The organism is Duganella phyllosphaerae (assembly GCF_001758785.1).
Lineage (GTDB): Bacteria > Pseudomonadota > Gammaproteobacteria > Burkholderiales > Burkholderiaceae_D > Rugamonas > Rugamonas phyllosphaerae.
Genome location: NZ_LROM01000026.1, coordinates 1 through 7,938 on the forward strand (window position 1 = coordinate 1; position 7,938 = coordinate 7,938).

At 62.3% G+C, this 7,938-nt stretch carries 6 protein-coding genes; 4 read left to right on the forward strand and 2 right to left on the reverse strand.

Annotation, left to right across the window (positions count from 1 at the left end; all coding sequences use genetic code 11):
• Positions 1–332: 332 nt before the first annotated feature.
• Positions 333–722 carry a DUF779 domain-containing protein gene (locus DUPY_RS01825; protein WP_070245996.1) on the reverse strand — a complete coding sequence of 130 codons (390 nt, stop codon included), beginning with the start codon at positions 720–722 and terminating at the stop codon, positions 333–335.
• Between the two features lie 9 nt (positions 723–731).
• The gene (adh, locus tag DUPY_RS01830; RefSeq protein ID WP_070246000.1) at positions 732–2,252 is read right to left on the reverse strand and encodes an aldehyde dehydrogenase; all 1,521 of its coding nucleotides are present in this window, start codon (positions 2,250–2,252) and stop codon (positions 732–734) included.
• Between the two features lie 223 nt (positions 2,253–2,475).
• Here adh and DUPY_RS01835 point away from each other — a divergent pair, with 223 nt between their 5' ends.
• The 4 genes from DUPY_RS01835 to DUPY_RS01850 form a co-directional block, all read left to right on the forward strand.
• The gene (locus DUPY_RS01835; protein ID WP_070245997.1) at positions 2,476–4,599 is read left to right on the forward strand and encodes a TonB-dependent receptor family protein; all 2,124 of its coding nucleotides are present in this window, start codon (positions 2,476–2,478) and stop codon (positions 4,597–4,599) included.
• Positions 4,600–4,677: 78 nt separating this feature from the next.
• A complete protein-coding gene (locus DUPY_RS01840; protein ID WP_070245998.1) occupies positions 4,678–5,646 on the forward strand; it encodes a DUF2157 domain-containing protein in 969 nt (322 codons plus the stop codon).
• Positions 5,646–7,247 carry a GDYXXLXY domain-containing protein gene (locus DUPY_RS01845; RefSeq protein ID WP_084640497.1) on the forward strand — a complete coding sequence of 534 codons (1,602 nt, stop codon included), beginning with the start codon at positions 5,646–5,648 and terminating at the stop codon, positions 7,245–7,247. Before DUPY_RS01840 ends, DUPY_RS01845 begins: the two co-directional genes overlap by 1 nt.
• Before the next feature lie 81 nt (positions 7,248–7,328).
• Positions 7,329–7,938 (forward strand): DUF2157 domain-containing protein (locus tag DUPY_RS01850; protein ID WP_141749386.1); only part of this gene is annotated, 610 nt, incomplete at its 3' end.

Consider the following 7,938-nt stretch of genomic DNA (forward strand, 5'->3'; position numbering starts at 1 on the left):
ACAGGCCACTATTTTCATAGCGCCTATTTCATTACTTCTTGTGAACATTTGATATGTTAAGTATCACAGCGACTAGCGCTGTGTGCACTTTCATCAAACGCCCACACTTATCGACTGTTAATTTTTAAAGAACTGTATTTGATGTTGCGGTACTGCGTTTCGCTGCGATCGTTTTGTCAGCCGCGAAGAAGAAAGAGTATGAAGCATTTAGCTCGTTTCGTCAACCTTCTTTTTTCTCGTTTCACTCTGCATTTGCATGCGTTATTCTGCGAGGGGGCGAATTATAGCCAACCATCCGCCCCGTCGGCAAGGACTTTTTGAGGACTATAAATTTACGCCTCGGCCGGCCCCCTGGACGCCGGCCCCAGCTGCGCCAATTCCTCGTCCGTGAACAGGCGCGACCGGGTGAGGAAGCGGCGGCCGGTACCGTTATCGAGCGAGAACATGCCGCCGTTGCCATTGACCACGTCGATGATCAGCTGCGTATGTTCCCAGTACGCGAACTGCTCGCTGCCCATGTAGAACGGCGCGCCGTCGAGCTCGCCCAGGTAGACGTCGGTATCGGAGACGGCAAACTCGCCGGCCGCGTAGCACATCGGCGCGCTGCCATCGCAGCAGCCGCCCGACTGGAAGAACATCACCGGGCCATGCCGCGCGCGCAGCGTGGCCAGCATGTCGCGCGCGGCCGGCGTGGCCGTCACCCGTTCGATGGTGTCGATCATCGCCGCGCCCTAGAAGAAACCCAGCGCATTGGGGCTGTACGACACCAGCAGGTTCTTGGTTTGCTGATAGTGATCGAGCATCATCTTGTGATTCTCGCGGCCGATACCCGACTGCTTGTACCCACCGAACGCGGCGTGGGCCGGATACAGGTGGTAGCAATTGGTCCACACGCGACCGGCCTGGATGGCGCGGCCCACGCGGAACGCCCGCGAACCATCGCGCGTCCACAACCCTGCGCCCAGCCCGTACAAGGTATCGTTGGCGATGCGCAGCGCATCTTCCTCGTCCTTGAACGTGGTGACCGATACCACCGGGCCGAAAATCTCTTCCTGGAAGATGCGCATGCTGTTCTCGCCCTTGAACACCGTGGGCCGCACGTAGTAGCCTTCCTGCAGGTCGCCACCCTGCACATTGCGCTCACCACCGGCCAGCACTTCGGCGCCCTCCTGCTTGCCGATGTCGATATACGACAGGATTTTTTCCAGCTGTTCCTGCGAGGCCTGGGCGCCCAGCATGGTGCCGGCGTCGAGCGGATTGCCCTGCTTGATGGCCGCCACCCGGGCCAACGCGCGCTCGATGAATTTTTCGTAGATCGATTCCTCGATCAGCACGCGCGACGGGCAGGTGCATACCTCGCCCTGGTTCAGCGCGAACATGGCAAAGCCTTCCAGGCATTTATCGAAGAAGGCGTCGTCGGCGTCCATCACGTCGGCAAAGAAGATATTGGGCGACTTGCCACCCAGCTCCAGGGTGACGGGAATCAGGTTTTGCGCGGCGTATTGCATGATCAGGCGGCCGGTGCCGGTCTCGCCGGTAAACGCGATCTTGGCGATGCGCTTGTTCGATGCCAGCGGCTTGCCGGCCTCCAGGCCGTAGCCGTTGACGATGTTGAGCACGCCCGGTGGCAACAGGTCGCCGATCATCTCGATCAGTACCATGATCGAGGCCGGGGTTTGCTCGGCAGGTTTCAGCACCACGCAGTTGCCGGCGGCCAGCGCCGGCGCCAGTTTCCATACTGCCATCAGGATCGGGAAATTCCACGGGATGATCTGGCCGACCACGCCCAGCGGCTCGTGGAAGTGGTAGGCGTAAGTTTCCGAATCGATCTGCGCGACCGAGCCTTCCTGGGCGCGGATGCAGCCGGCAAAGTAGCGGAAGTGATCGATCGCCAGCGGGATGTCGGCATTGGTGGTTTCGCGGATCGGCTTGCCGTTGTCGATGGTCTCGGCGGTGGCCAGCACGGCCAGGTTGGCTTCCATGCGGTCGGCAATCTTGTTGAGCATGTTGGCGCGCTCGGCCTGCGACGTCTTGCCCCAGGCAACTTTGGCGGCGTGTGCGGCGTCAAGCGCCAGTTCCACGTCTTCCGCCGTGGAACGCGCCACTTCGCAAAACACCTGGCCGGTAATCGGCGTGATGTTGCCGAAGTACTCGCCCTTGACCGGCGCCACAAACTTGCCGCCGATGTAGTTGTCGTAGCGTTGTTTAAACGGATTGGCCACGCCCAGTTTGCTGATGTCTGCCAGATTCATGTCGTCCTCTTTCTCGTTGGATGTCATCAAAGATGCTGAAACCACGGTCTTGCCCCGATCGTCTAAACGCTAACGAACAGTGGGACGTCTACCCTGCCACAACTGGACCGTGGGTGGCGCACGCTGCGTCATGTTGCAGCGCACCGCAGGGCCGTGGTCAGCACAATGACAACAGCTACTTTATGATGGCGGCAACTTGTCACGTCATCTACCCGGAGTCTTTATGCAGCAGTACCCTGTTCGCTGGAATGCCATCGCCGCGCTGGTCGCGCTGGGCGGCACAGTCACCGTTACCCAGGCGGAAGAAGCGGTGCCCTTGCCGGCCGCCGACGTGGTGGTGGTCAGCGCCACCCGCATCGGCCACACCGTGTTCGACATGCCGGCATCGATCGACGTCATCGACGCCACCCGTATCCAGCAAAGCCAGCAGCGCGTCAATGCGTCCGAGGCGCTGGCCGCCGTGCCGGGCCTGGTGGCGCAGAACCGCCAGAATTACGCGCAGGATTTGCAGATCTCGTCGCGCGGCTTCGGCGCCCGCTCCACCTTCGGCGTGCGTGGCGTGCGCCTGATCGCCGACGGCATCCCGGCCAGCATGCCGGACGGCCAGGGCCAGGCCGCCACCTTCAATCTCGACATGGCCGAGCGCATCGAAGTGCTGCGCGGACCGTTCTCCGCCATTTACGGCAACCACTCTGGCGGCGTGATCCAGCTGTTTACGCGCGACGGTGAAGGCGCGCCCACCATCGAGGCCAGCTACAGTGCAGGTAGCTACGGCAGCCGCAAGGCCGATGTCAATGCACAAGGCAAGCAAGGCGATGTGGGTTATGTGCTCGATGCGTCGCGCTTCGAGACCGACGGCTACCGCGCCCACAGCGCCGCCACCCGCGACCAGGCCTTCGCCAAGCTCACGCTCACACCAATGCAGGACGCCAAGCTGACCATTGTCGCCAACGGCCTGCGCCAGAAGGATACGCAAGATCCGCTCGGCGTCACGTGGGCCACGTACCAGCGCGATCCGCGCGCCGGCGAAACCGACGCCACCGATACTCAAACGCCCAGACGCACGCTGGCCGACCGCTACGACACCCGCAAGAGTATCGATCACCAGCAGATCGGCGCAAACTGGGAGCAGCAATTCGGCGACGACCGCCTGCGCGTGATGGTCTACGGCGGCAACCGCCAGGTTATCCAGTACCAGTCGTTCTCGCGCGCGTTCCAGGCCCCTGCCACGCACTCGGGCGGCGTGATCGATTTCGACCGTGACTTCTACGGCGCCGATGTCAACTGGACCCACGTCAGCCAGCTGGCCGGCGGCAAACTGAGCACCACCTTCGGCCTCGAATACGGTCGGTCAGACGACGACCGCAAAGGCTACGAGAACTTCATCGGCACGCAGTTCGGCGTGAAAGGCGCGCTGCGCCGCGACGAGCAGGACGTGGTGTCCAACCTCGATCCCTACTTGCAGGCGGAATGGCAGTCCGGCGCCTGGATGCTGAGCGCGGGCGTGCGGCGCAGCACGGTCAAGGTGTCGGTGGATGACCGCTTTGTCAGCAACGGCAACGACAGCGGCAACCTCGAGTTCAGCCACACCACGCCGGTGCTGGGCGTGCTGTACCGCGTGTCGCCGAAGGTCAACGTGTACGCCAGCGCCGCGCGCGGTTTCGAAACGCCAACGCTCAACGAGCTGTTTTACGCGAGCGCGGGCGGCTTCAACTTCAACCTCAAGCCTGCCGAAAGCACGCACCTGGAAACCGGCATCAAGACCAGGCTGGACGAGCGAACCAGGCTCAACGCTGCCATCTTCCAGGTGCGCACCAGCGACGAAGTGGTGGTCGACAGCAGCGGCGGTGGCCGCACCAGCTACCGCAACGCCAGCAAGACGCTGCGCCGGGGGCTGGAAGTGTCGCTCGAGTCAAGCTGGCGCTACGGCCTGAGCACGCGGGTAGCACTCACCGCCTTGCGCGCCACTTACGACCAGGGCTTCGGCGCAGTACCGCAAGGCAGCCGCCTGCCGGGCGTGCCCAAGGCCAATGCTTATGCCGAGCTGGCGTGGAAGGACAGCGCCGACCGCTTCGGCGCAGCGCTGGAAGGCATCGCCACCAGCAAGATTTACGCGGACGACGCCAACGCCGACCAGGCCGCGCCCGGCTACGGCATCCTCAACGCGCGCATGAACGCCAGCCAGCAGTGGAACGGCTGGCGCTTCAGGCAGTTTGCGCGGCTGAACAACCTGCTGGGCAAAAACTACATCGGCTCGGTGATCGTGGGCGATACCAATAAACGCTATTACGAGGCAGCACCGCAGCGTAACTGGCTGCTGGGCGTGAGCGCGGCTTACCAGTTCTAGATCAGTTGACGGGTCACAAGACCTGGATAGTGACAGTGACGATACTCAGTGCTTTCCATTATTTCTTTCGGGAAGCTTATGAACCTTCGCATGGCGGTATTCGCGCTGGCTGACCAGCATCATTTGTCCTCGGCCGACGGCAAGCGGCTGAAAGAACTTGCCAACCTCGGCGCCATGCCCCCCTCGTTGCTGCGATCCGTCTCGTTCGGCATGGCGGTGCTGGCGGCAGTGTTGGCCGGACTTGGCATCGTGTTCTGGATTGCGGCCAACTGGCAGTCACTCCCGCGGTCCCTGCGTTTTGTCATGCTGCAGGCAATCGTGCTCGGCACCTTGCTTGGCGCATGGCGCCTGCCTGCGGCGCGATTGCCGTTGGGCTTGCTGGGATTCCTGGCCTGCGGCGGGCTGTTCGCCTTCTTTGGTCAGACCTACCAGGCCGGCGCCGATCCCTGGCAATTGTTTGCGTTGTGGGCCGCAGTCACCTTGCCCTTGTGTCTCGGCGTACGCCACGTTGTGCTGTGGGTGCCGTGGTTGATCGTTGCGCTGACCGGCGCCCAGCTGTTTTCGGAAGTCCACAGCGGACGCTGGTGGTGGCAGGCGCAGATGTCGCTGTACAGCAGCCTGGGTTCGTGGCTGCCGGCCATCGCACTGGCGTCAATGCTGCGGTTTGCGCCAACATCGCTGACCGGCGCTGGTCTGTGGCCTGTGCGGCTGAGCATGCTGTATGCGACCGTCAGCCTGACCACGCTGTCCCTCCATAATCTACTCTCCTCCGCACACGGATATCCATGGTTCGTGCTCATCGCGGCAGTGCTGGTCTATGCTTTCAGCTTGCGCAAGATGTTCGATATCGTTATCTTCAGCGCCCTGTGCCTGAGCCTTAACATACTCGTGGTCTGTGGCCTGGCACTCGCCTTGTTCAGTGCATCCAACATGGACGCACTGGTCTTTTCATTAGCCGTCCTCGGCTGCGCCGCCACCGGGCTGTTGGCACTCACGTTCAAACTGGTCATGCATCTGACGCGCGTTTATCTTCGGGAGAAAATCTGATGAGTAGCGCCGCAACGAGAAGCTTGATCCGCTCGGCACGCGCGCAGGGCATCCTGCCTGCCGATGCCGTGCCGTTGGCGACGACGCGCCCCTGGCCCATCATTTTGCTCACCGCACTGGGCGCGTGGCTTGCCGCCGTGCCATTGTTCCTGCTTGTAGAACACCTGTTCGGGCAGCACCTGATCTACGGCGAAGGGTGCTATTTTCTGGCGAGTTTCACGCTTGTCGTCGCGATGTTCGCTTTTCGCGTCGAAGCTGGCAACGACTTTGTCGAGCAATTTGGCGTGCCCGCATTATTGGCCGGGCTGGGCCTGCTGGCTTTTGGCCTGTATCGCGATGTCGACGAGTGGTTCGCCAACGCGCTGCTGACCTTGCTCATCATCGGCATTGGCTGCTACCTGCGGCAGAACTGGCTGCGCATATTACTCGGTGCGCTTGCATGCGTGACATTCATGTTCATGACTTCCAACGCCCAAATACTACGGGATGTGACCTTCTGGAGCGCGGCGTCGTTTGCCTTGCTGGTCTGGCTGGCGACCATGCTGTGCATCGATCATTGCGAGCTATCCGGGAGCAATGCGGGCATCCTGCTGACCTGCGAATCACTGGCGACTGGCTGGCTCCTGGCGATGCTGGGAATGTTGTCTTACGGCGCCGGCCCGACCTTGCTCTCCGCCGCCGTGCTGGGTTTCGATCACAGCCACGACGGCGCCGCGCGGCTCGTGCTCGACTCGCTGCCCCGGGCGGTGTCTTGCACGCTGACGCTGGTCGCCATCGGATGGCTGCTACACCGCTGGCCAGCGTTGCGCGCTGTCCGCTACCTGGCAGCGGCGACCTTGCTGGCGGCAATGGCCTGGCTGATACCCGCCCTCGGTGTGCCCTTGCTGGCATTGTCCTGCTGCGCAACGAGCAGCCGCTGGCCCCACGCCGCAGCCAGCGGCAGCGCAGCGGCATCGGTGATCGGCAGCTTTTACTATCAGCTGGAGCTACCCTTGGCCACCAAGGGCATCATCATGGTGGGCGTGGGCACGGCTTTCGGCATCATTGCCTGGCGCTGCCAACTGGCGCTTCCGGTCAAGACTGAAACAGTAGAAGCTTCAGCGACAGCTACCGGCACGGCCGTGCGGATCCGTCCGCTCGGTGTCGCGGCCTCGCTGCTGATCATACTGTTGGGGGTAAACGCCGGGATCTGGCAGAAAAAGACGCAAATCAGCAACGGTCGACAAGTATTCATAGAGTTGCTGCCTGTCGATCCCCGTTCACTGATGCAGGGCGATTACATGGCGCTGAACTTCCAGCTGGCCGGTCTGCCTGACACCGCATTTGGGGACCGGCAGCGTGTCAAGGCCATCGCCAAAGTCGATGAGCGAGGCGTTGCTGTGATACAGGGCCAGCCTACCGACCGTCCTTTGCGGCAGGACGAGTTCCCTCTGGAACTGACGCCGACCCTAACCGGCTTGCGCCCCGCCACCGACGCCTGGTATTTCAAGGAAGGCGAAGCCGAGCGATGGGCCAAGGCCAGGTACGGCGAATTCCGGGTAGATCCGCAAGGCCACGCCGTGCTGATCGATCTTCGCGGGCCCAACCTGGAGAAGCTGTAGCCATTTCGCCCGCGCCGTGATGGCGCACCGCAGAAGTTAAAAAAAGAGTAATCTTGGCGTACCATAACTTGTGGAATGCCAATGAACCTCCGCGTTGCGATACTTACCCTGGCCGATCAGCACCAGATGTCGCCGGAAGCCGGCCGCCGGCTCAAACAACTGGCGGCGCTCGATGCACCGCCACCGTCATTGCAGCGTTACTTGCCATTCGGCATCGCGGTGCTGGCGGCAGTGCTCACCGGCCTCGGCATCATCTTCTGGGTGGCGGCCAACTGGTCCGAGCTGCCACGCGCCATCCGCTTCATGCTGCTCGAGGCAATTGTGCTGGCCACGTTGCTGGGCGCCTGGCGCTTGCCGGCCGCACGGATACCGCTATCGCTGCTGGGCTTTATCGCTTGCGGCGGCCTGTTCGCGTATTTCGGCCAAACTTACCAGACCGGCGCAGATCCGTGGCAGTTGTTCGCGCTGTGGGCGGTGCTCACCTTGCCGCTGTGCCTGAGCGTGCGCCACGATGTGCTGTGGGTGGCATGGACCATCGTGACGCTGACAGCAACCCAACTGTTTTCCGCCGTGCAGACCAACGGCTGGTGGTGGGACCAGGAGATCACCCTGCAAAACAGCCTGGGATCGTGGGTGCCGGCGCTGGTGCTGGCATTCCTGTTCAGGTTCGCACCGCGTGCCTGGATTGGGG